Here is a 26,336-nt window from a genome sequence, read left to right on the forward strand (position 1 = left end):
CCATGACAGAAAAAGTATTGGTTTTAGGAGCTGGTGAAAGTGGTGTTGGTGCTGCTCTATTGGCTCAAGCAAAAGGTTTTGAAGTTTTTGTTTCTGATTTTGGTAAAATTAGCGAGGAACATAAAAATGAACTTGTTGTAGCTGCTATTCCTTTTGAAGAAGGAACTCATGTAAATGCACCAAGAAAAGTATCAATAGTAGTCAAATCTCCGGGAATACCAGATTCTGCTCCAATAGTTCAAGAATTAAGAAGTAATGGTGCTAAAATTTATTCTGAAATTGAGTTTGCATTCGGTTATACTAATGCAAAAATTATTGCTATTACGGGTACAAACGGAAAAACTACAACAACTAAATTAATTCATCATCTGCTTACTAAAGCAGGAATTAATGCAGGTTTAGCAGGCAATATTGGTATTAGTTTCGCTAAAGAAGTTTTAAATAAAAAGCACGATTGGTATGTTCTAGAAATCAGTAGTTTTCAACTTGATGATATTGAACATTTCAAGCCTAATATTGCATTGATATTAAATATCACTCCAGATCATTTAGATAGATATGGGTATGATATTCAAAAATATGCAGATTCAAAATTCCGTATTATTGAAAATATGGACAGTGAGGGCACATTTATTTATGGTAAAGATGATACTCTTACAAATCAGCAAGTAAATAAGAAGTCAATTATTCCACATTCAATTAGCTTCACTTTAGATTTTTTAAAGGGTGCAACTTTAGAAATCCCATTTGGAGACCAAGTTTATACATTTGATAACCTTCCATTAAAAGGTCCTCATAATGCTTGGAATATGGAAGCGGCAATTCTTACGGCTTTAACAGTTGGTTTATCGCCGAAGCAAATACAAGAAGAACTTCCTTCATTTATTGGCGAGCCACATCGTTTACAGGAAGTTGCTCTTAAAAATGATATTACTTTTATTAATGACTCGAAAGCGACAAATGTAGAAGCTGCATTATTTGCACTTCAGAGTTTTGATAAACCTATTATTTGGATTGCAGGTGGTACTGATAAAGGAAATGATTATTCTCCTTTAATCCAAACTGTTAAGAAGCATGTAAAAGGGCTTGTATGCCTTGGTGTTGACAATGAAAAACTGATCAATACTTTTAGTGAAATTATTCCTACTAAGGAAACTCAAGATACTGGAAAAGCTATTGAATTAGCTTTAGAACTTTCTGATAAAAATGATATAATACTTTTAGCACCTGCATGTGCTAGTTTTGATCTATTTAAAAATTATATGGATCGAGGTGATATTTTTATGCAAGAAGTCCATAAATTATAACGCGGAACCCATTTGAATTTTATTATGGAAAAATTATTAAATAAACTTGAGGGAGACCGATTAATATGGCTAGTGATGATTACACTATCTATGTTCTCCGTACTTGTTGTTTACAGTGCCACAGGATCTCTAGCTTATATGCAAGCAAACGGAGATAATGAACACTTTTTATTAAGACACTCTAGTTTGGTTTTTATAGGTCTAATTGGTGCTTTTGTATGTCACAGGATAGATTACATTTACTACTCTAGAATATCACGATATGCCTTATTATTATCAATACCACTTTTACTTTTCACATGGGTTTTTGGTACTGAACTAAATAGTGCATCACGTTGGATTAGTATTCCATTCATAAATTTATCATTTCAACCATCGGATTTAGCAAGACTTGCACTTATTGCCAATATGGCATCCATGTTATGGAAACGCCAAAGAGATATTGGTGAGTTTAATAAGGCAATTGTTCCTTTACTTATATGGACAGGTATAATTTGTGGTTTAATTGGAGTATCTGATATTTCAACTGCATCTCTCCTTTTTCTAACCATAATGCTTCAACTTTTTATTGGTAGAGTTCCCATAAAGTATTTATTTATGCTTGTGGTTATTGGTGCTTTGGCTGGTTTATTCGTGTATCAATTTGGACAAAGAGGTGGTACAGCAGTCAGCCGTTTGTCTTCTTTTATGAGTGAAACCGAAGTCCCTTACCAAGCTGAACAATCTTATATTGCTATTGCAACTGGAGGGTTAACAGGAAAAGGAATTGGAGAAAGCACACAAAGAAACTTTCTACCTCACTCCTATTCTGATTTTGTTTTTGCGATTGTTGTAGAAGAATATGGTTTAATAGGTGCAATTTTCATCATTGGTTTGTACCTCACATTACTATATCGGGGAATGACCATTGTGGCCAGTAGCCAGAAGGCATTTGGAGGTTTACTTGCCGCAGGATTAACCTTTAGTCTAATTTTACAAGCCTTTGTACATATGGGGGTTGTTGTTGGTTTATTACCTTTAACGGGTCTGCCATTACCTCTTATAAGCATGGGTGGTACTTCTCTTTTATTTACGGGTATGACAGTAGGAATTATTCTTAGTGTAAGTAGATCTACAATGGAGGAGTCTGAAGAAGTGAGATTTAAAAGAGTAGAAAGAGCGGCTAAAAGAGCTGGACAAAGTGGTACTAACCGCCCTAAGAATGTACCTTTAAACTAAAGAAAATAACTTCATACAAGATTTTAGCACATCTGTTTGAAATAGAAATAAAATTCATTAATCCAAAAAAGCAGCCTCTATAGGGCTGCTTTTTTGGATTAAAATTAGAGGTGAGCGTTGTACTTAACAATATCCAATTTTAAAAGAATAGTATATTTTAAAAATTGATAAGATTACTTACATATAGTTCAATCATCATTATAGTTAGTCTAACTAATTATTGCGTAATTAGAATACCAACACTTAAAAACGCATTATTGATGACTTATGATTCTACCCCTTTTACCCCACTGAATCAATTTATACAATCACTTCCTGTAACTCTTGATTCAAATACAGATTCTACGCATTTACTGAATCAGATACTTTATAAAGTAACTACTTTAACAAAGAGTAAATACGGGTTTATTGGTGTTGTTAATTGTCAACAAAGAATAGTTAATTACACTACACTTTTAGAATATAATAGTATAAAGCAAGCTACGTCTCCATTTCCTAATAGGAATTTTAAAGTCTTTCCTTCAGCTGCAAATAGATATCTTCCTATTGCTAAATCTTTAAGAGATATTCATTTATTATTTGATGAAAAAAGAGAGAAAAATGGACTACCATGGTTTTCTACTCTTCTTCTACCTTTACAGATTACAGGTAATACAAAAGTTATTGTTGGGCTCTGTGATAGAAAAGGTGGTTATAACCTATTTTCAAAAGATCAGATGTCAAGCCTATCATTCAAATTGAGTGAAATAATTAGACAATATCCTCTTAAAAATAATATATCCGTTTCTAATCAAAATTCACCTACTAATATATTAGACTTTTGCTTTAGCACTCCTACACTATAAAAATATTATTGTTCGACAGTCATAGATTCCTCAATTTTCTCTAATAGAGCATTACCATAAAATTTAGGAATTGAGTGATCTTTATTATTTCTTAAACCCAATAGCTTTTCAGCTTGAACCATTGTTAAACTTCTAAACTTAACCTCTTCGTTATTTGTGGCAAACTTAAATTTCAAAATACGATAGCACTCTTCTAGAGATAAATCAAATGGATTTTTATTGAGCATAATTGTTTTTTTAATGACAAATAATTGCAAGCTCAACATCAAAAATTATAAAAGGGGGATTCTGTTATTTTTGTCTAGAATCAGACCACATCTATTTTGCCACCGTGGCTTGCTTTGCTCGGTTGGCACCTTCATCATTTTGATAAGGTTCTTGATGTTTAGAAATAATTATTTCTTAGTACAAGATTACATAACTTCATTTTACAAACCAAACCATTCTTTACTCATTAACTATTATTTAGTTTTATGATACAGCTTAAAATCACCTTTAAAAATAATATTTTTTTGTACATTAGTAGCAAACCTATTCTACAATGCCTTCAAAAATCAAATCATTATTAATTGTATTTCTGTTCTTTCTAAGTTGTACTGAAGAACCTTCTTCGGAACAGAATAGTGCATACCCTTTAGATATTCCGTCTCACTTTGGAAAACAATATATTCTTCCTGAAACAAACCCTTTAACTGTAAAAGGAGTTGAATTAGGGCGTATGTTATTTTATGACAAACAGCTTTCTAGAGATCACACTATTTCTTGTGGTAGCTGTCATATTCAAGAAAAAGCATTTACAGATGGATTAGCTAAAGCAGAAGGAATACATGGACTTATTGGTGATTTTAGTAGTATGTCTACCACAAATTTAATGTGGAATAGTCATTTTTTTTGGGATGGAAGAGCTGCTAGTATTGAAGAACAAGCCCTCGATCCGATTGAGAATCCACTAGAGATGGATTTGACACTAGAAGAAGCTGTTGATAGAATAAGTATTGATGACAAATACACCAATTTATTTAAACTTGCTTTTGGCTCGTCTGAAGTAACAGCTGATAGAATTGGAAAAGCAATTGCACAATTTGAAAGAACATTAATTTCTTCTAATTCAAAATATGATCAATATATAAAAGGAAGTTATCAACTTACTGCAGAAGAAAAATTGGGTATGGATTTATTTCTAACACATCCAATTGCAGGAGAACTAAGAGGTGGTAACTGTGGTGATTGTCACTTGGGAGTTTTAACTTCAGGAGACCCTTTAAGTTTTAGAGGGTTTCATAATAACGGTCTTGATGATGATACTACCATCAAAGAAGGTTTAATGGCTGTTACAAAGAATAGGTTTGATGAAGGAAAATTTAAGGCTCCAACACTTAGAAACATTGCTTTAACTGCACCATATATGCATGATGGAAGATTTTCTACTCTAGAAGAAGTTTTAGAACATTATGATCAGCATATAAAAAACAGCTACACTTTAGATCCCTTAATTAGTGAAGCGAGTAATGAACCAATCTTTCCTGGTGATCCTATAAAATTACATTTAACAACGACAGAAAAAGAAGCAATCATTACTTTTCTACATATGTTAACTGATAATGATTTTATTACAAATCCAGCATTCTCAGATCCTTTCAAAGATTAAAATGCATAAAACTTAAGTTAGATTTTAAATAAAAGTTTATGCTCTATCATAGCTCATTTATTTTATGCAAATTTGCTTAAAATTGATCACAATTTGTGATTAAATGATATTACTTCTATCACATTTCTTAATATAATAACTGATGAGTCTAGAAAAAGATCTCCAAAAAAGAAGTGGTTCTGTTTGTGAACTTTGTAGTTCTACAGAAAACTTATCTCCTTTTGCAGTTGCTCCAAAAAGCTCTAAAGATGCTGCTGATAATGCATACTTATGTTCAACTTGTCAAGAACAAATTGAAGATGCTAGCAAAATGGATTCAAACCATTGGAGATGCCTTAATGAGAGTATGTGGAATGAAAATACTGCTGTTCAAGTTTTAGCGTGGCGTATGCTATCTCGCTTAAAATCTGAAGGGTGGCCTCAAGATCTTATTGACATGATGTATTTTGATGAAGATACACAAGCATGGGCAGAAGCAACAGGAGAAGGTGTTGATGAAAGTGAAAAAGTAGTTCACAGAGATGCGAATGGTGCAATTCTTCAGAATGGAGATTCGGTAGTTTTAATCAAAGACTTGAAAGTAAAGGGATCTAGTATGGTCGCAAAACAAGGTGCTGCAGTTAGAAATATCACTTTAGTACATGATAACGCTGAACATATTGAAGGGAGAGTTAATAGTCAACATATTGTTATTTTAACTAAGTACGTTAAAAAGACTTCTTAACTTACTATCCTATTAGAAATATACTTAAAAGTGATTTTTCATGAAAATTGAAGAATCACTTTTTTAGTGTAAAAATTAAACAACCGGTTGAAACCCTTTTAAACTAACAAGTAGGTATATATACACAAGTTTATATCCGTTTACTAAAGGTTTGTTATTAACAGATTGATATTATTGTTTTATTCAACTATCTCTTATTTATTTGTAGTGACCAAAAGATTTCATGCCAAAATCTTAATACTGACAAACTGTATGACTGAAATAACTAAAAACAATTACATCAATAATATACCTTCTAATAGGTTTAATATTGACACCAATTACACTCTACATGAAATTGTAGAAGAGATTGCTCCCACATTGAGATTTCAATCAATGCAAGAGATAATTAGAAATGCCCTTTTAATTTTTAATGTAGATTATAGGGAACATTTAAGCGTACTTGCAAAAGATAATTTTTATAAAAAAAAATCAATTGAAAGTATTCTAAATGACTTTAATTTAAGAAATGCTGATGTAAGAAGTAGTTGGATTGAATTTATCGAATGCTTAGAAATAGAAGCATCCGTTTATATCAAGAGTACTACTCCTCAGTAGTCGATCGTTTCTCTTCACTCATTTTTTGAATATCTCTGTATTGTTGAAAAGGAATTTTTAATAGGCTACCAATATGTCCATTCTCTTCTGGAGCCATATGTGTATCTATGCCGTAGACTAATTTCTTATTATCAAATTCTACATAGGTACCAAATAGCCTATCCCAAACAGAAAAAATATTACCATAATTTGTATCTGTTAATGGTTGTTGGAAATGATGATGTACATGATGCATGTTTGGTGTAACAATTACTAAACTTAAAATACAGTCTAATTTATTTGGCAATACAATATTTGCATGATTAAACTGTGATAGTACCACCGATAAAGATTGATATAAAAAGATCATCCAGATGGGAACTCCAATTAAAAAAACGCCAGCAATGGTTGCCATTAATCTTAAAATAGATTCTCCAGGATGATGTCTATTTGCAGTAGTTGTATCTACATTTCTATCTGTATGATGAATTATATGAAAAAGCCAAAACCACTTTACATTATGGTTTAGATAATGAATACTGTATGCACTAATTAAATCGAAAAGCATTAAACCTACAATTAGTGTAATAGCGAGAGGAAATTGATCTGTCCATTGCATAAACCCAAAATGATGAGCAACACACCAATCAGAAATTTTAACCATTACAAAAGCTAAAGATAAATTTACTATTGCAGTAGTTAGTGTAAAGAAAATATTAGTTAGTGCATGTTTCCATTTAATATTCTTAAACTGGAATAATGGAAATATTCCTTCAAGCATCCAAAAAAAGGTGATTCCACCAACCAATAAAATAGTTCTGTGTAAAGAAGGCATCGTAGAAAAATAATCAATGAGTGCTTGCATGTGTCTTTTTAGTTGAATTGATTAACAATATACTTAAAATTCCATCTCTAGTCTCTATTGAAAAGTCATAAATGATTTAAGGAAAGCAAAAAAGTTCATTTTTTTTTAAACAAATCAAATTCACATGATTAATACAATAGAATCTAAATATCATACAACTGTATTGATATAATTAAATTACAACTTTAAATAAATCAATTTTTCTAGCTAATTCTAACCTGTTTATTAACAATAACATGTGGTTAATTCCTCTCTTTACTGACTATTAGCTATACAATAACATTCATTTGCAACCTTTTATTATAAGTGCCGTTTCTTATAACATGACCACAGAAATTAACAGTTATTAAATTATAGATACTACCCAATTACTAACTATTACTCTCATTGCTAGCTCATTTCGAATTACACAATATTTTAAATTAAAACCTCAAGATATCAGGTTGTTTTAATAAAAAACAATCCATGGTGATTTATGATTATGCCCAATTTTTATGTAACCTAATTTGCCCCAATTATCAATAGCATTTTAAATACAAGACATTATTAAGAACTATTTTGTTGCTTTATTTTTAACAAAAATGACAATAGGAGCGCTTATTTATCTTAGATAATTACTCTTACAATACCAAAAATGGAGTTTTATACTCCCATTTTAACACACAGTAGATATTATTAAAACTTACTGGCATTTAGCTAGTAAGTTTTTTTTTGTTCAATAATTAGCCACTTCTTTTCTCCCATCTTTATAATAAATCTCATTTTTGTATTAACAATCAACTGAGTTTTATAAATTGTATAACAAATGATGTTTTAAAATAAAATATTAAGTAAAGTACTACACAAAACATCATTTCATCCTTATTGAATTAATCCAATAGACAAAAACTGTTTGATATGAATTATACTGTAAAGGCAGGAGATACTCTTTATAAAATTGCTAGAGAAAATAACGTTACAACAAATGAACTCTTAGCTTTTAATGATTGGGCTAGTGTACCATCACTCCAAATAGGCCAAGTTATACAAGTTGGGCAAGATATATCTAATGAAAATGAGGGCACATCAAAAACTGTCTATAAAGTAAAACAAGGTGATTCACTTTATGCAATAGGTAGAAAATATAATGCAAGTCCGGCTGCCATATTAACTGCAAATAATCTCACCAAAAATCAAGGTTTATATATTGGTCAGATCTTAAAAATACCATCAGAATCAGTTACTACTCCTGAAGTAAAAGTACAAAATAACAGTAATTCATCCTCTGCACAAACACATACTGTAGATAAACGTGAATCTCTTTATGGAATATCAAGAAAATACAATACTTCTCCTCAAGCAATACTTGCCGAAAATGGTTTCCCAGATAACACTCCAATTTATATAGGACAAGTTTTAAAGATTCCTGTTAAAGGAGAAGAAAAAACATCAATAGAAATCCCTACTCCAACTACAAATAATGGAGTAACTACAGTAAAAAAATCATCTGAAGTATATACCGTTCAACAGGGAGATACACTTTATAAAATATCATCTCTTTTTGGTATAAGCCCACAAAGATTATTAGAGTTAAATGGTTTCAATAGCACTACTCCAATTCAAATTGGTCAAGAACTTATTGTAAAAAATGGTAGTGTTTCCTCATCTTCTACACCAACTATTCAGACTCCTAAACCAGAAGTTAAGAAAGTTGATACGAGAAGAGTTCATACAGTTGGTAAAGGAGAGTCTTTGTATGCCATTTCAAAAAAATACAATTCAACTCCTGCACTTATTTTAAACGCTAATGGTTTAGCTATTGATGCTACTATATTTGTAGGTCAAAAGTTAAGAATACCAGAAGGACAAAAAGAGGTAGAAGAAACGCAAGCTCCAATTGTAAAATCACAAGGGTATCAAGTATACACTGTTCAAACAGGTGATTATATTTCTAAAATTGCCACTAAATTTGGAGTAAGTCCTCAGTTATTAGTAGATACAAACCATCTACCGAATGGCAGAATACATGTAGGTCAACAATTAATGATTCCTTCAGAAAGTCTACAGCCGAAATCTGTTGGAGACACCAAAAATCTACAAGGCCGTTCTATTTATCAACTTACAAAAGTTGACGGTAAAGCTGCTTTATCTAGTGGAATTAAAAGTACTGTCGGTGCATCCTATAAAATGAATCCGACAGATATTACTGCTATTCAAAATAGATTGAGTCAGTTGGGGATTCTGAACAGTAATCATAACGAAAATGCAAACGCTATCGCTCAATCAAATGGTGGAGTAGTACCTGGTAGCCGCATACCAAAAACATTAGGAGCAATAAAAGAATTACAAAATAAATACAGATTAAACTGGTGGGTAGAAAGTGCGACAAGAGCAGAAATGTTGGGCACAAATAAATTCACTTATGGAGTAATCGAAAATAATGACATTACATTCAAATTCTTAAGAGAGTACACAAAATATACTTTAAAATTCCCACACCCAATTACTGGAGAAACCAAAGTGGCAGAATTTAAAAACTTTGTCCGTAGTGGATATAATCAATATTATGATGGCGTGGGCTATATTGGTAAATCCCTTCCTTCTGCAGTTCCATTAAAAGTATATACTGATGTTGGACTTTCTACAACGTTGGCATCTGCAATGCAAGTAGTCTCTAGTCATGAGGGGAATTTTGACGCTATAAATAGTTATGATAAAGCCTTTTTCTCTTATGGATTTATCCAATTTGCAGGGGGAGGTAGAGGATTAGCTCCCGTTATTGCAAGAATGAAAGTTAGCCAGCCTGCATTATTTAAATCAATTTTTCAAAATGTAGGTATTGATGTCACTTATACTACTAGAAATAATGATATACACCAAGGTGAATTAATTATTGATTTCCCTGGAAAAGGCAAGTTAAAAGGAATTGAGGCTGAGAAAGCACTTAGAGGAGACCACCAATTATATGGACCATTTATTAGAGCAGCTTTCCACCCTGATCTTGTAAAAGCACAAATTGAACAAGCTGTAAAAGCCTATGCTAAACCTGCTTTAGGAATAAAATTAGCAATTAATACAGGGAGCTTTTCACAGTCATTACCTATTACAGACATAATTAACTCTGCAATGGGCTTAGGCTTTGCAATTGATATGACTGTTAATAAATGGATTGTAAAAACTGGGCAAATGTTCTCTGATGCAATAAATACTATTGCTCGAAAAAGAGGATTACATAGTTATGATCAGCTCACTAGAATTGATGAAAAAGAAGTAATTCAAGAAATCGTAAACAAAGAAGGCGGAGCAGATAAAAGAGTTGCAGATAGAGGATCGAGTATGTTACATAGCAATCTTAGTTCTGCAAAAAGTCCAAATAAAGGGCAAGGTTTGATTGCCTAAACTTAATTATTGAACTTATTAAAGAAGTATGTTTTCGGAAGAAGCCGAATTCGTACTTCTTTTTTTTGTGAACTTTCAAGATTTTACGAGATTCGTACAATATTTTAAGTATTTAGCAAGTATTCCATTTGCATTTAAACAATCTTGTCCATAAATTATTTATAACTATGAAGATCGATAATCCGATTAGCATTACAGATCAAGCGGCAGAAGAAGTCAAAAATATTTTAAGCCAAAAGAAAGTACCTGAAGGTTATTCATTACGTATTGGTATTAAAGGCGGAGGAGGTTGCGGAGGAGCAGCTTTTTCATTAGGCTTTGATACTAAAAAAGAAACAGATATTGAGTATATTACTAAAGATATACCTGTTTTAATAGATAAACGACAGATGCTATTTCTTATTGACTTAGAAGTAGATTTTGAGGACAGAAGAGACGAACGCGGATTTGTATTCAACAAAGTCACTGCTCAGTAATATTTTAGCACTCAACTCATAACATGACAGAACCTAAATCAACAAAAAAAGATAACTTATTAGAATTAAAAGCATGGATTCCATTGGTAATTGGCGTGTCTATTGGCATTGGTGTAATTATCGGAACACACTTGCGTTCTCCAAGCGTATCATCTAAACGTTTGGCAGTAGATTCTAATGCAACAAAGTTTGAAAAGCTTCTTAATTATGTTGATAAATATTATGTTGATAGTGTAGATATTAATGATCTTACACAAAAAGCTATCGATCATGTTCTTGATGATTTAGATCCACATACTATATATGTCCCTCCAACAGAGGCAGATGCTATGGCTTCTAGATTAGAAGATGGTTTTGAAGGTGTTGGTATAGAATTTAGAGTAATTGATGATACGCTTAAGGTTGTTTCTGTTATGAAAGGTGGACCATCAATTAAAACTGGAATTCGTGCTGGAGATAAAATAATTACTGTGAACGGTGATACAATTGCAGGAAAACTGATTACTAACTCAGAAATTGTCAAAAAATTAAGAGGTAAAAAAGGTACAACTGTCGATGTTGGTATCAGAAGAAAAAAAGAAAACGATTTATTAGCCTTTTCAATTACGAGAGGGAAAGTACCTACTCCATCTGTTGAGTCTGCTTATATGTTAGATGAAGAAACAGGTTACATTAAAATTTCTAAGTTTGGAACAAAAACTTACGAAGAATTTCATAATGCACTCCTTAATTTAAAATCTGATGGGATGTATAATCTTGTACTTGATTTAAGAGACAATGGAGGTGGTTTTTTAGGGCAGGCTGTAAAAATTGCAGATGACCTTCTTCCTAAAAATGATCTAATAGTTTACACAGAAGGAAAGGGAAAAGAATTTACCGAAAAAGAATTTAGTGTTAGAAGACCAGACTTTAATGGGCCTATCATTGTTTTGGTAAACGAAAGAAGCGCTTCTGCTTCAGAAATTGTAACAGGTGCATTACAAGACCATGATAGAGCGGTAATTGTTGGAAGAAGAACGTACGGTAAAGGCCTAGTACAACGCCAAATTAGACTTAAAGATAATTCTCTTTTACGCTTAACAATATCTAGATATTATACGCCTAGTGGTAGAAGTATTCAGAAACCATACGGAGAAGGAATTTCTTATGATGATGATATAAACCAACGTTATAAAAGTGGAGAACTTTTTAATAAAGACAGTATTAAATTAGACAAAATGCCCCAGTTTAAAACTGATGCAGACAGAATAGTTTATGGAGGTGGAGGTATTATTCCTGATAATTTCGTCCCTCTTGATACAACTTCAATGGGTATCTATTATTATACTTTGGAGCATACAGACATGCTAAGAGATTTTGCATTAGACTATGCAAGTGATAGATATATAACCTTACAAGAAGAAGGGTTGGACAGCTTTATAAATAGTTTTGATAAAGATGCCAATATAATTCCAGCACTAGAGAAATTTAGTGTTGAAAATGGAATCACAAAACGTAGAAAAAAGCATAACGATCAAATTATAAATAATTACCTTACTCATAGAGTCAAGGTTTTGATAGCTAGAGCAATGTGGGGAGATGAAGGGTATTATAAAGTTGTGAATACTAAAGACCCTATGATTAAAGAAGCTAAATCTTTAATAGAAAAAGGCCTAGCTACACAAGATACAATTCAAAAGAAAACTGAAGGATAAATAACTTTCGATTATTCATAAAAAAATATTAAATGTTATTTTTAGAAACTAATGCTAGTTCTATACTATCTACACTAAAAGAAGATCATAACGATAAAGACCTGTACATTTTTTTAGTTTCTGAAGCATCAGCTGAATTAATACCACAGCTTATATCTCTTTTTAATCAAAACAATATGACTTGTTTTGGAGGTGTATTTCCCTCATTAATTTCAGGAACTGAGAGAATAAACCAAGGTTTAATCGTAAAAAAATATACTTTAGTAGATGGACCTTATATTGTTAAGAATGACAACAAATTAAAATATGAGTCAATTTCTAATACAGCAAAAAGTTGCTTTCTATTTATTGACGGATTATCAGAAAAAATTGTTAGTATTATAGAAAATATTTACAACCAACTCGGTAGTAAATATGATTATTTTGGTGGAGGTTGTGGAACTATTCCTTTAAAAAAAGCACCTTCAGTATTTACAAATCAAGGTTTTTTTAGCGATTGTGCTATTCTCTGTTTTGTAGAAGAAGATTTTAATTTAGGTATAAAACATGGTTGGGAAAGAGCGTACGGTCCGATAATCGCGACTAAAACAGAAAATAAATATATAGAAGAGTTTAATTGGGAAACTGCCTCAGATTTCTATAAAAACATACTTGAGGAACTTACAGGAGAAAAAGTAGACAGTGAAAATTTTTTCCCACTTGCACAAGCTCACCCAATAGGAATTTCGAAAGAAGGGCAAGAAGATATAATTCGAGATCCAATTGAGATTTCAAAAAATGGTGCCGTAAAGTTCCCTTGCCATGTTTTAGAAAATTCTGTATTGTATCTTATGAAGTCGAGTACAAAACAGATTATTAACTCTGCGAAAGAAGCTACTCAAATTGCTATTTCAAATGTTCATTTAGATCAAAAAATTGATCCCTTTATTATAGACTGTTTCTCTAGAGCATCGTTCTTAGGTAATAAATATAATGAGCCTTTAAAGCAAACTAAAGAGCTTTTAGTAGAAGATATTACAGATATAAAATTAGAAGGAGCTTTATCTTTAGGAGAAATTTCTTCTTATGAAAACGGCCAATACATAGAATTTTTCAATAAAACATTTGTCATCAATGCTATCTCAAAATTCAAAAAATGATGTTCTACAAGATATGATTCTCTTGTATGAACTGGCTTTGCAAACAGGGAAGACTATTGATTTTAAACAAAATATTGAAAACTTCCTAAAGTTATTAATCAGTAGAAAGAGCCTTTCTTCTGCTAATATCTGGTTAAAAGGGTTAACTATAAAAGAAGCTTCTATTAGCTTACTACCCTCTTACATAGAAGCCGATGATTGGGTCCGCACTATACAATTCCCAATTAAGGATATTAATAAAAAGCAGACTGAATTTGTAGAACATTTTATTAATAGAGCACAAGGAGAAGAGGTTAAATCATTTTCTGTTAAGCAAGAATATTTAATCAATAACACTAATACTGTTAAAGAAGGAACATACCTACTTTACCAACTCGATAATTTTGGTTGCATGATGTTATACTCTTGCGTAATAGATGATACAAGAATTGGAGATAGAGCAACTAAGAAACTGAGAGTTGTATTCGATAGGTTTAAGGTTTCTGTAATTGCATCTTTAAATCAGTTAAAATTAGAAAATGAGGTAAATAAAACGAAAGCCATGAGTGATGAAATCATGATGCTTTCTAAATTTCCACTTCAAAGCCCCTACCCTGTTCTTCGTTTTACAGATAATGTAGAACTTCTGTTTTTAAACTCTGCAGCAGAAAAAATTGCAGATCATTTTAAAGAATTACAATGGGTATATTCCAAAATGTTTAGTGAATCTCTAAGCACTAATTCTATTAAAGTTTATGAGCAAGTAATTGAGGGTAGATATTATACTTTAACCGTAAAACCAATACCGGAGTATGGATATGTAAACATCTACGGTATGGATATTACTATCAGAAAAAGTATTGAAAATAAATTAAAAGAAGAAAAAGAAAAGGCGGAGAAATTAGCAGAGGTTAAGATGGAATTTCTATCTACCATGAGCCACGAAATTAGAACGCCAATGAACTCTATTATTGGTTCTATTAATTTATTAATTGATACTGCTTTAGATACCTATCAATCTAAGAAATTAGAAATGATGCGTTTTGCTGCCGATAACTTACTACGTCTAATTAATGAAATACTTGATTTTAATAAGTTAGAAGCACACAAGGTCAATTTAGAAAAAATTCGTTTTTCTCTTCCAGAGACTCTTGAAAATATATTCTCTATGCATTCTGACAATGCAGAGCAAAAAAATATTGCATTTGATTTAATATTTAACAAAACCCCAATTAATTTTATTATTGGTGATCCTACTCGTTTATCACAGATACTTCTAAATCTATTATCTAATGCAATAAAATTTACAGAAAAAGGAGGGGTTGAACTTTCTGTTCAAAGCACATTTAATAACCAGAAAACAATTGTCTATCAATTTATTATTAAAGATAGCGGCATAGGTATTTCTGATGATAGGATAAGTGCAATATTTGAAGCTTTTACACAAGCAGACAATAGCACTACTAGAAAGTTTGGAGGAACTGGACTTGGGTTAAGTATTACAAAAAAACTCGTTGATTTATTAGAAGGTAGCATGGAAGTAAATAGTAAGGTTGGTAAAGGAACTGAATTTATAGTAACAATACCTTTTGATATTGCTGCTGACCAAGAAAGTATTACAAAAAAGAAAGCTGAATTGAATGAGATTTCAGGTAATCTAAAAGATAAGAAAGTACTACTCGTAGATGATAATGAGTTCAATATATTGATTGCAAAAGAGTTTTTAGGAAGATGGGAAGCAGAAACCATTGTTGCTAAAAACGGACAAGAAGCCATTGAAGCTTTAACAACTGGAGCATTAGATTTTGATATAATTCTTATGGATCTTCAGATGCCAATAATGGATGGCTTTGAAGCAACTCTATTGTTACGAAATATGCAAAGTGAATACTTTCAAAATATCCCGATTATAGCATTAACAGCAGATGTTGCAAGCGATGAAATTAGAAACCTTAAGAGAAAAGGTTTTAATGATTTTGCCTCTAAACCTTTTGATCCAGATATACTTTTACAAAAACTACTACAGCTAATTTATAAAAAGTGATAATTTTGACTTAAAATATCATTGCAAATTACTTTATAATAAATATTGCTTTTACTTTTACATCTTAATAATTAAAAGCAGTTATTCCCTTAATGTAGTTATCTATTTTCCTTTGCTACTTAAGATTAAACAATAGGTAAGTCAATGAAGACACAACAGCAAAAAATGCTAAGTAATTTTAGTCCAACTAAGATTATTTTGCCAATTTTAGTAGGACTTGGTGTGTTAGTTTACATGATATCGTCAGATGATAGTATAAACTATGATGTGATTGTAGACAATTTAAAAAACTTAAGCCTTTGGTGGGTATTCGCCTCGTTCTTAGTGTTATTTGGTAGAGACTTTGGCTACATGTATCGGATAAGAGAACTAACTGATAAAAAGTTAAATTGGAATTCTAGCTTTTACGTTATCATGCTTTGGGAGTTTGCATCTGCTGTTACTCCATCTGTTGTTGGAGGAACTACATTGGCAGTCTTTATTATGAATAAAGAAAAGATTCCTTTCGGGAAAGCCCTCAGTTTTGTAATGCTCACTGCTGTTTTAGATAATCTCTTTTTTGTTACTGCTTCTTTATTAGTTATAGCTTTATTTCCTGGTTCTATATTTCCTGCAAATAATTACTCTGCAGAAATTCTAGGGCTTACCCTTGGTTTAAAACAACTCTTTGCAATTAGTGTTACACTAATCCTTCTCTATACACTATTAATGGCATGGGGACTTTTTATTGGTCCAAAATCATTTAAAAAATTCCTCTGGTTTTTAACTTCAACTCGCTTTACAAAAAGATGGAGAAAGAGTGCCGTTAAAAGTGGTAATGAAATGATTCTAGCTGCTAATGAATTGAAAGGACATCCAAAAAGTTATTGGATAAAAGTTATTTCATCAACAGTGTTTATTTGGACTGCACGCTATGCAATGCTCAATTGCTTAATCAATGCGTTTTTACATATAGACCTTTTTACATTAACGTCTACAGATATTCATAATCAATTCTTAATATTTGGTAGACAAATAGTTATGTGGATTGTAATGTTAGTATCTCCTACTCCGGGTAGTGCTGGAACAGCAGAATACTTCTTTGGCGAGTTCTTTAAAGAATTTTTCTCTAATGGAGGTATTGTATTAGTTGTTGCTCTATTTTGGCGATTGTTCACCTATTATGCCTACCTATTAATAGGCGTATTTATTTTACCGAGGTGGTTACAAAAAACCGCAACAAAAAAGAACTAAGCTCTTTTTAAAACTTAGTTCTTGCTAATTAATAAGTAATTATTGATAATAGGTTGATAGGTTTAACAGGAAAGAATCTTTCTATTACAAATATCGTGTGTTCAATGTTTTTAGACAATTGCAAGTCGATAGTATCAATACATATGTAACTTTTTCAAAGAAAATAAACGAAACAACTGATTATCAATCTATTTTATAAAAAATTTACAGTTATTTCATAAATAGATGCAAGTAAACTGCGTTTCCTAACTACATTCTTCCGAAATTTGCTGACCGAACTTGATACTTATGATAAAAAAAGAAAATAACATATCAGATTGGCTACCAATCACGAAGAAAGAAATGGAATTGCGTGGTTGGGATAGCTTAGATGTAATAATAATATCTGGCGACGCCTACGTTGACCATCCTTCATTTGGAGCAGCAGTAATTGCTAGACTTGTTGAGTCTGAAGGATTACGCGTAGGTATTGTCCCTCAGCCAAACTGGAGAGATGACCTTAGAGATTTTAAAAAACTAGGTAAACCAAATCTGTTTTTTGGTGTTACTGGAGGTTGTATGGATTCTATGGTTAACCACTATACAGCAGCCAAAAGAAAAAGATCTAATGATGCGTATACTCCTGGAGGAGAAGCAGGTTATAGACCTGACTATGCAACAGTAGTTTACACAAAAATATTAAAAGAATTATATCCTGAAGTACCTGTATTAATTGGAGGTATTGAAGCATCTTTACGTCGTGTTACACATTACGATTATTGGTCTGACCAATTAAAGCCTTCAATATTACAAGAATCTGGAGCTGATATTTTAGTATATGGAATGGGAGAACAACCTTTAAAGCAAATCATTAAGTTGGTGGCTAAAGGAGTTCCTATGACGTCTTTAAAAACAATTCAGCAAACAGCTATTCTTCAACCTATTGAAGAAGATATTCCAAAAGGTGTACATTGGAATAATTTAGAATTAAAGTCGCATGAAGAATGTTTGGAAGACAAAATTAAATTTGCCTCTAACTTCAAGTTTATTGAGAGAGAATCAAATAAGCAAAATGCAGATCGTTTAATTCAAAATATTGGTGATAAAAGATTGGTAATTAATCCTCCTTATAAAACAATGAAGGAGAAGGAGATTGATGCTTCTTTCGATCTACCCTATACAAGATTACCTCACCCAAAATATTCGAATAAAGGGCCAATACCTGCATTTGATATGATTAAGTTCTCTATCAATATGCATAGAGGATGCTTTGGAGGATGTAGTTTCTGTACAATATCCGCACATCAAGGTAAAATGATTGCTAGCCGTTCTGAAGGATCTATTATTAAAGAAATCAACGAAGTTACTAAAATGCCTGATTTTAAAGGGTATTTAAGTGATTTAGGTGGGCCTAGTGCTAATATGTACAAAATGAAAGGTAAGGTACAATCTATTTGTGACCGTTGTGTGAGCCCTTCTTGTATACATCCAGTGGTTTGTGATAATTTAGACTCATCGCATAAAGCAATGACTAAACTCTACAGAAAAGTAGATGAAATTCCTGAAATCAAAAAAGCATTTGTAAGTAGCGGTATTCGTTATGACCTTTTAGTAAGTGAGTATAACAAAGCTGACGAGACAAAAAGTTTAAATGAATATATGGAGCAAGTGGTAACAAGACATATTCCTGGTAGGCTAAAAGTTGCACCAGAACATACGTCAGACCCTGTACTTAGAATTATGAGGAAGCCCTCATTTAAGTATTTCCATATGTTTAAAGAAAAATTTGAACAGGTCAATAAAAAACACGGTTTAAAGCAACCATTAATTCCTTATTTTATTTCAAGTCACCCTGGCTGTGAAATGCAAGATATGGCAAACCTTGCTTTAGAAACCAAAGAAATGGGCTTTCAATTAGAACAAGTACAAGATTTTACTCCTACCCCAATGACTGTCGCTACAGTTATTTATTATTCTGGAGTACACCCTTATACTTTAAAGCCAGTTAACACGGTAAAAGATCCTAGACGTAAAAAAGATCAGAATAAATTTTTCTTCTGGTATAAAAAAGAAAATCAAGCTTGGATTAGAGATACTCTTCGTAAAACAGGAAACTCTAAAATGGCTGAAGACTTACTAACCTATCATGCTAAAATGAAAAAAGATGAGCGTGATCAAAAGAAAAATCCTTCTGCCAAAAGTAAATTTTCGTCTACTAAAACTTCTACTACTCCAACTAATGGTAAAGTAAAAAGTCGAAGTAAGAAAAGAAGAAAATAATATTTATATTCAAAAAGGTTGTTCATTTAGAGCAACCTTTTTTTTACTCATTTTTTATTTTAGCCAAAGCCAATTATCAAAATATGATTAATACATATCATAAATTAGTTTAAAATCAAACTAATTTATTTGATTTAATTTTATTTAGAAAATTCATTTAACTTTTTTTTAGAGCCTCCGTTATTTTTATTGTTAGTAATTAAACAATTAATAAAATGGATTCTGAGACACTATATATTTTCTTTAGCTGGTTCTTTATTTTATTTGGAATAATAGCCATCATTTGGGGTATTTTACTTATACATGAGATACCTGTTGATATTGCAAAAAAGAACCACCACTCACAAGTTAAAGCAATAAAAGCAATGACATTTTCTGGTCTGTTTTTATTTCCACTTTTTCTTGCAGCTATAATTTGGGCCTACTATGACCCTAAAAATCCTGATTTTAATACATCACCTAATACCGAGCTTTCTTAATCAATCACCTTAAAAATTTAATAACATGGATATTGCAATTTTAACAATCTATTTTGTTGGGACTTGGTTGATTTTCGACAAATTTAAACTACTTCCGAATACACTTCTTACCAAAGGAATTCGATATTTAATACCTGTTGCTGCTATATTTTTTGAAATCATTTTATTGGGGTTATATACTCCAGATTCTGAAGAAGTAATGGTGCAAAAATATGTACTTCAAATTGCTCCTGAATATGGAGGGCAAGTTGAAAAAGTATATGTAGAAGATCAGCAAGAAGTTAAACAAGGTGATTTACTTTTTGAACTTGATGATACACGTTTTCAAGATAAACTAAGATCTATTAATGCAGACCTTCGTAAACAAAGAGAATACCTTAAAGAATATAAAACGTTGAGCGCTGTTGGTGCTGTTTCTAAACAACAATACAATGATGTTATACATACTATTGAAAAATTAAATGCTGAAAAAGCAATTCAATTAAAATTAATTAAAGACACTAAAATTAAAGCTCCTTTTAATGGTGTTATTGCCAATTTACAATTAAGAGAAGGAGTTTATATTAAATTGAAACAGCCTGTAATGTCTTTAATTTCTAATGAAAAAAAATGGGTATATGGCTTTGTAGATCAAGCTGGTATGCAATATGTACATAAAGGCGATTCTGTATTTATGATTAACAGAATGTACCCAGGAGAAGTATTTCCTGGTGAAGTTGAAACTGTTTTATATGGTTCTTCTTCAGCACAATTTAGTCCTTCAGGATTGTTACCATCAAGTAATCAATTTCAAGAAGAAGATCATATAATGGTTAAAGTTGCTTTAAAGAATGATGTTCTTGAAAAATTAAAATTTGGTACTTCTGGTAGGTTTGCTATCATTACAGATCATAGCATAGACGTTTTAGAAATTATTAGAAAAATTGAATTAAGAATGCATTCAGATTTATACTACTTCTGGATTATAGGTGCATAACTTTTGATTTTTTTAAGTCATGAAAAAACCCTTATTGGAGAATAGAATCTTCAATAAGGGTTTAATAATGTATAAACTAATGTATTAATATTCTAAAGAAAAATTGAAAGGGACAATTACCCAACTTGGTACAGCTTGTTGCTCTCCTGTTATTGTATTTGTAACTATTGTTGGTTCAAAAGTTAAATTCATAATTGCATCTTCAACTGCAGAAGCTAACCTAGTTTCACTTCCTCTCATAATTTCATAATCAACTACATCACCTTCTACATTAATATATGCTCTAACTTTAACACTTCCTTCAATACCTAAATCTTTTCCTACTTTAGGGTAATTTATTGTCTGTGTTATTTCGTCATAATTAATAGCCTTTGCCTGAGTATATTTAAATAATGGCTTATCATCATCTGCAAATACATTGGCTGTAATTATTATTGAAACGAGTAGTGTAAATAACTTTTTCATTTTGTTTTATTTTAATTATAAATATACAGTTCATTATTCCTTAACATTAACGTAACACTAAGTAACAACATTAAATAATAAAACGTAATGCTTACACTTACCAATTTTTAATGACTATGGTCACTCTATATAGATAGACAACGTTATTTAAACTACAAATATAGTTATATAACTAAGTTTATAGTTTAAAATTTTCAAACTAAAGATTTAGTTTATACATTGCAATAAATAAAAAGTAACTATATGAAAAAGTTAACCACAGCAGAAGAACAAGTAATGCAAGTTTTATGGGATCTTGATAAAGCCTTTGTTAAAGATATCATTGAACAACTCCCCGTACCTAAACCTGCTTATAACACAGTTTCTACTATTATTAGAATACTAGAACAAAAAGAATTTGTAGGACATCAGACGTTTGGAAAATCGCATCAATATTATCCATTAATGAGTAAAGAACAGTATTCTCATCAATATCTTAAGAGTTTTGTAGGTCGCTTTTTCAGTGGGTCTTTTGAGAATATGGTGTCTTTCTTTGCTAAAAAAGAAGATGTTGATATTAATGAATTAGAGGATCTTCTTAAAGATATTGATAACGATAAAAAAGACTAAATATCATGCTCAATTATTTACTATTATCTTCTTCAGGACTATTGATACTAGTGTTATTCTATTTAGGGTTTCATAAAAATGAGACCTTCTTTCAGCAAAATAGAATCACATTATTATTTGGCTTAGTAGCAAGCCTTACCTTCCCTCTTTTTGATAACTTACTGTCTAATGAACACCAGATTTATATAACTGAAATTCTAACAACAGTATATTTACCTGAAATAACGATTGGAACAACAGAAAATACTAGTAGTCTATTACAATCTTGGAGTTGGGAAATGTTGGTACTATTAGGTTATACTGCAATTACCTTACTTCTATCTCTACGGTTTTTTTATTCTAATCTAAAACTATTTGTTTTTATAAAAAACCATCCTTCAAAAAAGGTTAAAGGGAGTTTGATAATCACCACAGAAGGACAATACCCTACTTTCGCTTATTTAAAATATATATTTTGGGATAATACTAAGGTGTTATCTCCGAAAGAAGAAAAGCTAATTTTTATTCATGAACAAACACATATTAAAGAACTACATTCTCTAGATATCTTCTTGTTGGAAATCCTCAAGATTATCTTTTGGTTCAATCCTGCAATATACATCATTGACGCTGCATTGCGCACGCAGCATGAATACCTTGCTGATAAAAAAGCAAATCAAATGACTAACGATGCATCATACAGTCAATTAATGATCCGTTCACTTTTCGAAGATAACTCGATTAGTATTGGACATGGCTTTCAATTTTCAACTATTAAAAATAGAATTAAAATGCTAAAAAAAGAACGTACTAATCAATGGAAAAGAGTTTCAAGTTTATTTACTTTTTCTATTTTAATCATTAGTATCATATTTCTTCAAGCTTGTATTAAAGATGAGTTAGAAGCTGTTGACCCAAGATTACAAGAAGCTACTACTGAAAATATTTATGGCTTTGGAGTTGGTGATAAAACCTATTGGGATATAAATAACTCAATAAGTATAGAAAATGATATTGACACTGATAATATTGCTCAAGTAAAAGTTTTTAAAGATCAACAATTACCGCAAATTTTTAATGATAAAGTTATATCAACGATTGTTATATATTTCAGGTCAGATTTGAGTGATAATTTAAATGATAAAATTAAAAAGTTACCCTCTTCAAATCATCAATTTGTTGACAATCCATTACATATTAATAGACCGAAGCTTCATAGTTTACCACCTGCCGATCAGATAAAAGGAGATGATGAAGAGGTTTACGAAGTTGTTCAAAACCCTGCTGGATATCCTGGTGGAATGAGCACTTTTTATTCTTTAGTAGGTCAACATTTAAAATATCCTCAAAAGGCAAAGGAAAAAGGTCTTGAAGGTAAAATTTACTTACAATTTGTAGTCAATAAAGATGGAAATGGTGAAGACTTCAAAATTGTTAGAGGAATTGATCCAATATTAGACAACGAAGTTTTACGTATAGCTCCAACAGTTATTCATGGTTGGATACCTGCCAATAATAAAGGTGAAATTGTAAAGCAAAGATTAGTTTTACCGATTACATTTAAACTATAATAATAGAAGAAGGGAGAAAAAACTCTACTCCCTTCTTTATCAATATATTGCTAAAAAATCTTATAGTTAGTTAAAGTACCTTTCTTGAACTTAAACAAACTAGCTAATTCATAAGGTTTAAAATATAATTAACAATTACTCTCGATATTTTAATAATTATCCTAACTAATACCGAAAACCTAAAAAGATGAAATTAATCTTCACAATTCTATTAATTGCACCCCTTTTTTCATTAGCTCAAACAAGAAAAGAGGCTAAAGTAATTCATCAAAAGCAAATCGATTTTTATAACCAAAAAAAAGCTAGTCAAAATGAAAAAGTGACAACACTCTGGGATAAATTTAAACACGATCATCCAGAATTATATGAACAAAGAGTACTCCATTTGAAAAATGATTCTATAAGGTTGTCTAAAGAGAGAGATGATAACACACAAATTGTATTAAAAAAAATAGAAAGTTTAGATATTAATAGTCATTATATTGATTTGGAAAATTCATCATTAGAAGAAATACCTAATCAAGTTTTTAATATGATTAATATTGATACTTTAAAACTAACAAACCACCACTTTAAAACTATTCCTAAAAAATTAAATCAGCTTAAGAAGCTAAAATATCTTGATCTGTCTAATAATGATTTATCATCTTCAAAAATTCGATTCTCGAAATTGAAAAAACTCGAATACCTTAATTTAAGTCAGTGTAGTTTAACAAAACTACCAAAAGGATTACGAAAACTTAAAAACCTTAAGATATTAGTTTTAACTGAAAACCCATTAGAGGACACTAAGAAAATTCAACATCTAAAAAATTTAGAAAGTTTAAAACTAAACAAAACTATTGTATCTCTAGAGCCTTATAGTATTGGTAAATTGAAGAAGCTTAAAAAATTGAATATGAATGAATGCCAACTCCTTGAAATTCCACCTAGAATAAAAAGAATGAAGGACTTAGAAAGTATTGTAATGGCAAGAAATAATATTAAAACCATACCAGATGAATTAAGTCAATTACAAAAACTTGATAATCTTATACTTTATGAAAACGAAATAGATAATTTACCATTATCCTTCTTTCAATTAACTGAACTAAAAGAATTAGACCTATATCATAATAAGATTACACATTTACCTAAAGAAATAGGGCAACTTACAAAGTTGAATACACTTTATATTTCATTTAATCAGATAAGTGAGCTACCTATTGAAATGCAATCACTTACTCAATTAAGAAAGTTATATGCACATCATAATAAATTAGAATACGTTTTTGATTTGAGTTCTTTTAAAGAATTAGAAGTGTTACACCTTCAAGAAAACAAATTAAATAACTTCCCAATATCAATACTAACACTATCCAATTTAGTCGAATTAAATCTCTCAGAAAATAAAATTACGACCTTCCCTGCTGATATTAAGAATTTCAAACATATTGAAATCCTCAATTTATCAGATAATATGGTTGAGTCTATAGAAGATTTTAAAATAGAATTAGAAGGAATGAGCAAAAATGGGGTTATTGTTAATCTATAAAAAGAATAGGGCTACAGTGTAAAAACTGTAGCCCTATATTTTTATGAACTCTCGTATTTTTGAATATCTCTTGTATTTTTCTGGATCGTTACTGCTCCAAATAGAGATAATAAGAAACCAAATATATAAAACCCTTTTTCAGAAGGTAGCAAGTCTGCATTCCAAAGTCCTACTCCTAATAGAACAATAGATATTATTAATGAAAACCAACTTAAGCTATAATATAAATTTGTGACTTGTATAAACTCCTCTTTATCTCTAACACATTTTTGAACTGATATTGAAGAGAATAATGCGAATAATAATATTACTAGATAATAGCCTTTTTCGTTAAGTAACATTTCTGCCCTAAATAGACCTACTAGGTATCCTAATACTCCTGCTGCCATAGCTATCCAAGAAGCTAATACATAAGCATTTGATGGTTTAGCATTCATAGTTAATTTTTGTTTTTGTTTTTATTCTTTTGTCAACCGTATTTCGGCCAACTTGTAGTTAAGATTTGAAAACATTAACGCTGATTTTCTATGATAGGTTGTTGAATTATTCTTAAAAAATCATAAATGAATAATAAATCATTCACTTTTAGTGTTCAAAAAAAAGGATACCTAAAATAAGATATCCTCTCTCTATTATTTTTATATGAACTCTCTTTTGCTATACAGCAGAAAGAACATTGATATCATCATTTTCTATGATATTGGTCTTATACCCTCTGTTTACAACATTAATCATTGCCTTTCCTAAACGTGATGAAGTTGTAACATATTTAGGAAAAAGGCGGTCTAATATTGGAAAAACAGGTCTTAAAATTTTATAGATCGTCTTATAAATAGATACCTTAGATTCTACACCTTTCTCTGGCTGAATTACAGCAGGTCTAAACATATATGCAGACTTAAAAGGAAATCTCATTAACTGATTTTCCGTTTTACCTTTCACATTTGCCCAATCTGTTGCTGAATTTTCTTTAGAAGATGTTCCTGCTCCAGATACATAACAAAAAGAAATGTCTGGATTGAGTGGTAAAATTATATTTGCAAAGTGTAATGTTAAATTATAAGTAATATGAGTATATTCCTTTATAGAAACACCTGCAGAAGATATACCTAAGCAAAAATAACAAGCATTATAACCTACCAATTTTGGTATAATGTCTGTAAGATCAAAAAAATCTTTATGAATAACCTCTTCTAGCTTTGGATGTGTCATTCCTATTGATTCACGAACAATGATCAATACTTTATCCACTTTATCACTATCAAGACATTCTAGAAGAACACTTTTACCTACCATACCAGTAGCTCCTGTGATAATTGCTTTAATTTTTTCCATGTT

At 30.9% G+C, this 26,336-nt stretch carries 23 protein-coding genes and 1 riboswitch; of the genes, 18 read left to right on the forward strand and 5 right to left on the reverse strand.

Annotation, left to right across the window (positions count from 1 at the left end):
- Window positions 1–2 precede the first annotated feature (2 nt).
- From murD to EI427_RS10630, 3 genes are all read left to right on the forward strand, one after another.
- A complete protein-coding gene (gene murD / locus EI427_RS10620; protein ID WP_126614403.1) occupies window positions 3–1,307 on the forward strand; it encodes a UDP-N-acetylmuramoyl-L-alanine--D-glutamate ligase in 1,305 nt (434 codons plus the stop codon).
- A gap of 24 nt (window positions 1,308–1,331) precedes the next feature.
- Window positions 1,332–2,525 (forward strand): FtsW/RodA/SpoVE family cell cycle protein, encoded by a 1,194-nt coding sequence (locus tag EI427_RS10625; RefSeq protein WP_126614404.1) that lies wholly within the window; start codon window positions 1,332–1,334, stop codon window positions 2,523–2,525.
- A 260-nt stretch (window positions 2,526–2,785) separates the two neighbouring features.
- Window positions 2,786–3,370, forward strand: a complete 585-nt coding sequence (locus tag EI427_RS10630) for a hypothetical protein (protein ID WP_126614405.1) — start codon at window positions 2,786–2,788, stop codon at window positions 3,368–3,370.
- Between the two features lie 5 nt (window positions 3,371–3,375).
- Here EI427_RS10630 and EI427_RS10635 read toward each other — a convergent pair whose 3' ends face one another.
- Window positions 3,376–3,597 carry a hypothetical protein gene (locus EI427_RS10635; RefSeq protein WP_126614406.1) on the reverse strand — a complete coding sequence of 74 codons (222 nt, stop codon included), beginning with the start codon at window positions 3,595–3,597 and terminating at the stop codon, window positions 3,376–3,378.
- A gap of 56 nt (window positions 3,598–3,653) precedes the next feature.
- Window positions 3,654–3,760, reverse strand: a riboswitch (SAM-I-IV-variant riboswitch).
- A gap of 151 nt (window positions 3,761–3,911) precedes the next feature.
- Here EI427_RS10635 and EI427_RS10640 point away from each other — a divergent pair.
- From EI427_RS10640 to EI427_RS10650, 3 genes are all read left to right on the forward strand, one after another.
- A complete protein-coding gene (locus EI427_RS10640) occupies window positions 3,912–5,018 on the forward strand; it encodes a cytochrome-c peroxidase (RefSeq protein WP_126614408.1) in 1,107 nt (368 codons plus the stop codon).
- 142 nt (window positions 5,019–5,160) lie between these two features.
- Window positions 5,161–5,742: a PhnA domain-containing protein gene (locus tag EI427_RS10645; protein ID WP_126614410.1), complete on the forward strand. Its 582-nt coding sequence runs from the start codon at window positions 5,161–5,163 to the stop codon at window positions 5,740–5,742.
- Window positions 5,743–5,994: 252 nt separating this feature from the next.
- Complete coding sequence (locus EI427_RS10650; protein ID WP_126614412.1) at window positions 5,995–6,339, forward strand: hypothetical protein; 345 nt, start codon at window positions 5,995–5,997, stop codon at window positions 6,337–6,339.
- Here EI427_RS10650 and EI427_RS10655 read toward each other — a convergent pair.
- On the reverse strand, window positions 6,326–7,183 hold the full coding sequence (locus EI427_RS10655) for a sterol desaturase family protein (protein ID WP_126614414.1): 858 nt from the start codon (window positions 7,181–7,183) through the stop codon (window positions 6,326–6,328). The genes EI427_RS10650 and EI427_RS10655 overlap by 14 nt on opposite strands.
- A gap of 897 nt (window positions 7,184–8,080) precedes the next feature.
- On the opposite strand from EI427_RS10655, the gene EI427_RS10660 reads away from it, so the two are divergent.
- From EI427_RS10660 to EI427_RS10700, 9 genes are all read left to right on the forward strand, one after another.
- On the forward strand, window positions 8,081–10,561 hold the full coding sequence (locus EI427_RS10660; protein ID WP_126614415.1) for a muramidase family protein: 2,481 nt from the start codon (window positions 8,081–8,083) through the stop codon (window positions 10,559–10,561).
- Window positions 10,562–10,728: 167 nt separating this feature from the next.
- Window positions 10,729–11,037, forward strand: coding sequence for an iron-sulfur cluster biosynthesis family protein (locus tag EI427_RS10665; protein ID WP_126614418.1), 309 nt, complete (start codon window positions 10,729–10,731; stop codon window positions 11,035–11,037).
- 23 nt (window positions 11,038–11,060) lie between these two features.
- Entirely contained in the window at window positions 11,061–12,731 is a 1,671-nt protein-coding gene (locus EI427_RS10670; RefSeq protein WP_126614420.1) for a S41 family peptidase, read from the forward strand.
- A gap of 32 nt (window positions 12,732–12,763) precedes the next feature.
- Window positions 12,764–13,870: an FIST signal transduction protein gene (locus tag EI427_RS10675; protein WP_126614422.1), complete on the forward strand. Its 1,107-nt coding sequence runs from the start codon at window positions 12,764–12,766 to the stop codon at window positions 13,868–13,870.
- On the forward strand, window positions 13,845–15,893 hold the full coding sequence (locus EI427_RS10680) for an ATP-binding protein (RefSeq protein WP_126614424.1): 2,049 nt from the start codon (window positions 13,845–13,847) through the stop codon (window positions 15,891–15,893). Before EI427_RS10675 ends, EI427_RS10680 begins: the two co-directional genes overlap by 26 nt.
- A 144-nt stretch (window positions 15,894–16,037) precedes the next feature.
- Window positions 16,038–17,126 (forward strand): lysylphosphatidylglycerol synthase transmembrane domain-containing protein, encoded by a 1,089-nt coding sequence (locus EI427_RS10685; RefSeq protein WP_126614426.1) that lies wholly within the window; start codon window positions 16,038–16,040, stop codon window positions 17,124–17,126.
- A 288-nt stretch (window positions 17,127–17,414) separates the two neighbouring features.
- Window positions 17,415–19,385 carry a YgiQ family radical SAM protein gene (locus EI427_RS10690; RefSeq protein ID WP_126614428.1) on the forward strand — a complete coding sequence of 657 codons (1,971 nt, stop codon included), beginning with the start codon at window positions 17,415–17,417 and terminating at the stop codon, window positions 19,383–19,385.
- A 215-nt stretch (window positions 19,386–19,600) separates the two neighbouring features.
- On the forward strand, window positions 19,601–19,864 hold the full coding sequence (locus EI427_RS10695) for a DUF3302 domain-containing protein (protein WP_126614430.1): 264 nt from the start codon (window positions 19,601–19,603) through the stop codon (window positions 19,862–19,864).
- 25 nt (window positions 19,865–19,889) lie between these two features.
- Window positions 19,890–20,840 (forward strand): HlyD family secretion protein, encoded by a 951-nt coding sequence (locus EI427_RS10700; RefSeq protein ID WP_126614432.1) that lies wholly within the window; start codon window positions 19,890–19,892, stop codon window positions 20,838–20,840.
- An 84-nt stretch (window positions 20,841–20,924) separates the two neighbouring features.
- Here EI427_RS10700 and EI427_RS10705 read toward each other — a convergent pair whose 3' ends face one another.
- The gene (locus EI427_RS10705) at window positions 20,925–21,305 is read right to left on the reverse strand and encodes an energy transducer TonB (protein WP_126614434.1); all 381 of its coding nucleotides are present in this window, start codon (window positions 21,303–21,305) and stop codon (window positions 20,925–20,927) included.
- Window positions 21,306–21,548: 243 nt separating this feature from the next.
- Between EI427_RS10705 and EI427_RS10710 the strand changes: the two genes are divergently transcribed.
- The 3 genes from EI427_RS10710 to EI427_RS10720 all read left to right on the forward strand — a co-directional run bounded on the left by EI427_RS10710 (window position 21,549) and on the right by EI427_RS10720 (window position 24,998).
- Window positions 21,549–21,914 carry a BlaI/MecI/CopY family transcriptional regulator gene (locus EI427_RS10710; protein ID WP_126614436.1) on the forward strand — a complete coding sequence of 122 codons (366 nt, stop codon included), beginning with the start codon at window positions 21,549–21,551 and terminating at the stop codon, window positions 21,912–21,914.
- 5 nt (window positions 21,915–21,919) lie between these two features.
- Window positions 21,920–23,464, forward strand: a complete 1,545-nt coding sequence (locus tag EI427_RS10715; RefSeq protein ID WP_126614438.1) for a M56 family metallopeptidase — start codon at window positions 21,920–21,922, stop codon at window positions 23,462–23,464.
- 187 nt (window positions 23,465–23,651) lie between these two features.
- Complete coding sequence (locus EI427_RS10720) at window positions 23,652–24,998, forward strand: leucine-rich repeat domain-containing protein (RefSeq protein ID WP_126614440.1); 1,347 nt, start codon at window positions 23,652–23,654, stop codon at window positions 24,996–24,998.
- A 41-nt stretch (window positions 24,999–25,039) separates the two neighbouring features.
- On the opposite strand, the gene yiaA is transcribed toward EI427_RS10720, so the two are convergent.
- Window positions 25,040–25,435, reverse strand: coding sequence for an inner membrane protein YiaA (yiaA, locus tag EI427_RS10725; RefSeq protein WP_126614441.1), 396 nt, complete (start codon window positions 25,433–25,435; stop codon window positions 25,040–25,042).
- A gap of 220 nt (window positions 25,436–25,655) precedes the next feature.
- The gene (locus EI427_RS10730) at window positions 25,656–26,333 is read right to left on the reverse strand and encodes a Rossmann-fold NAD(P)-binding domain-containing protein (RefSeq protein ID WP_126614443.1); all 678 of its coding nucleotides are present in this window, start codon (window positions 26,331–26,333) and stop codon (window positions 25,656–25,658) included.
- Window positions 26,334–26,336 lie beyond the last annotated feature (3 nt).

Source organism: Flammeovirga pectinis (assembly GCF_003970675.1).
GTDB classification, from domain to species: domain Bacteria; phylum Bacteroidota; class Bacteroidia; order Cytophagales; family Flammeovirgaceae; genus Flammeovirga; species Flammeovirga pectinis.

Excerpts from the sequence above, each read along its gene's own strand:
- EI427_RS10640 (WP_126614408.1), top strand. The coding sequence starts at position 3,912 with ATGCCTTCAAAAATCAAATCATTATTAATTGTATTTCTGTTCTTTCTA.
- EI427_RS10715 (WP_126614438.1), top strand. The coding sequence starts at position 21,920 with ATGCTCAATTATTTACTATTATCTTCTTCAGGACTATTGATACTAGTG.
- EI427_RS10710 (WP_126614436.1), top strand. The coding sequence starts at position 21,549 with ATGAAAAAGTTAACCACAGCAGAAGAACAAGTAATGCAAGTTTTATGG.
- EI427_RS10690 (WP_126614428.1), top strand. The coding sequence starts at position 17,415 with ATGATAAAAAAAGAAAATAACATATCAGATTGGCTACCAATCACGAAG.
- EI427_RS10705 (WP_126614434.1), bottom strand. The coding sequence starts at position 21,305 with ATGAAAAAGTTATTTACACTACTCGTTTCAATAATAATTACAGCCAAT.
- EI427_RS10660 (WP_126614415.1), top strand. The coding sequence starts at position 8,081 with ATGAATTATACTGTAAAGGCAGGAGATACTCTTTATAAAATTGCTAGA.
- murD (WP_126614403.1), top strand. The coding sequence starts at position 3 with ATGACAGAAAAAGTATTGGTTTTAGGAGCTGGTGAAAGTGGTGTTGGT.
- EI427_RS10630 (WP_126614405.1), top strand. The coding sequence starts at position 2,786 with ATGACTTATGATTCTACCCCTTTTACCCCACTGAATCAATTTATACAA.
- yiaA (WP_126614441.1), bottom strand. The coding sequence starts at position 25,435 with ATGAATGCTAAACCATCAAATGCTTATGTATTAGCTTCTTGGATAGCT.
- EI427_RS10655 (WP_126614414.1), bottom strand. The coding sequence starts at position 7,183 with ATGCAAGCACTCATTGATTATTTTTCTACGATGCCTTCTTTACACAGA.
- EI427_RS10650 (WP_126614412.1), top strand. The coding sequence starts at position 5,995 with ATGACTGAAATAACTAAAAACAATTACATCAATAATATACCTTCTAAT.
- EI427_RS10730 (WP_126614443.1), bottom strand. The coding sequence starts at position 26,333 with ATGGAAAAAATTAAAGCAATTATCACAGGAGCTACTGGTATGGTAGGT.
- EI427_RS10700 (WP_126614432.1), top strand. The coding sequence starts at position 19,890 with ATGGATATTGCAATTTTAACAATCTATTTTGTTGGGACTTGGTTGATT.
- EI427_RS10675 (WP_126614422.1), top strand. The coding sequence starts at position 12,764 with ATGTTATTTTTAGAAACTAATGCTAGTTCTATACTATCTACACTAAAA.
- EI427_RS10695 (WP_126614430.1), top strand. The coding sequence starts at position 19,601 with ATGGATTCTGAGACACTATATATTTTCTTTAGCTGGTTCTTTATTTTA.
- EI427_RS10635 (WP_126614406.1), bottom strand. The coding sequence starts at position 3,597 with ATGCTCAATAAAAATCCATTTGATTTATCTCTAGAAGAGTGCTATCGT.
- EI427_RS10685 (WP_126614426.1), top strand. The coding sequence starts at position 16,038 with ATGAAGACACAACAGCAAAAAATGCTAAGTAATTTTAGTCCAACTAAG.
- EI427_RS10625 (WP_126614404.1), top strand. The coding sequence starts at position 1,332 with ATGGAAAAATTATTAAATAAACTTGAGGGAGACCGATTAATATGGCTA.
- EI427_RS10670 (WP_126614420.1), top strand. The coding sequence starts at position 11,061 with ATGACAGAACCTAAATCAACAAAAAAAGATAACTTATTAGAATTAAAA.
- EI427_RS10665 (WP_126614418.1), top strand. The coding sequence starts at position 10,729 with ATGAAGATCGATAATCCGATTAGCATTACAGATCAAGCGGCAGAAGAA.
- EI427_RS10680 (WP_126614424.1), top strand. The coding sequence starts at position 13,845 with ATGCTATCTCAAAATTCAAAAAATGATGTTCTACAAGATATGATTCTC.
- EI427_RS10645 (WP_126614410.1), top strand. The coding sequence starts at position 5,161 with ATGAGTCTAGAAAAAGATCTCCAAAAAAGAAGTGGTTCTGTTTGTGAA.
- EI427_RS10720 (WP_126614440.1), top strand. The coding sequence starts at position 23,652 with ATGAAATTAATCTTCACAATTCTATTAATTGCACCCCTTTTTTCATTA.